This is a genomic window from Prauserella cavernicola, assembly GCF_016595675.1.
Classification (GTDB): domain Bacteria; phylum Actinomycetota; class Actinomycetes; order Mycobacteriales; family Pseudonocardiaceae; genus Prauserella_A; species Prauserella_A cavernicola.
Map to the genome: position 1 here is coordinate 1 of NZ_JAENJH010000051.1, position 306 is coordinate 306.

The 306-nt window shown below is 67.6% G+C and carries 1 pseudogene; it reads right to left on the minus strand.

Features of this window, described 5'->3' with window-relative positions:
* Window positions 1-123: 123 nt before the first annotated feature.
* Window positions 124-306 (minus strand): annotated as a pseudogene (locus tag JHE00_RS34650) (non-homologous end joining protein Ku); the annotation flags it as partial.

A 306-nucleotide genomic window follows, 5' to 3' on the forward strand; every position in this document is an offset into this window, starting at 1 on the left:
GGTGGCATCGGCGACGTGCTGCACCACCGTGCCGTGGCAGTGGTCGAGTTCCCTCAGGCAGCTTGTGCACGTCATGACCTGTTGGTACCACCACGCTCCGACAACGCCGGGAGCGACACGCCCTCAGGCCCCCTTGGCCGGCTTCCTCGTCGATCGTTTGGCCGTGGACTCCTTGCTCTCCTTGCCGTCCGTGCCGCTCTTCGCGGATCTGGCAGGCTGACGCGACTTCTTCGCCGCCGAGACGCTGGCCTGCAACGCCTCCATGAGGTCGGTCACCTCAGCCTCCGCGGTCGCCGCCTTGGGCCT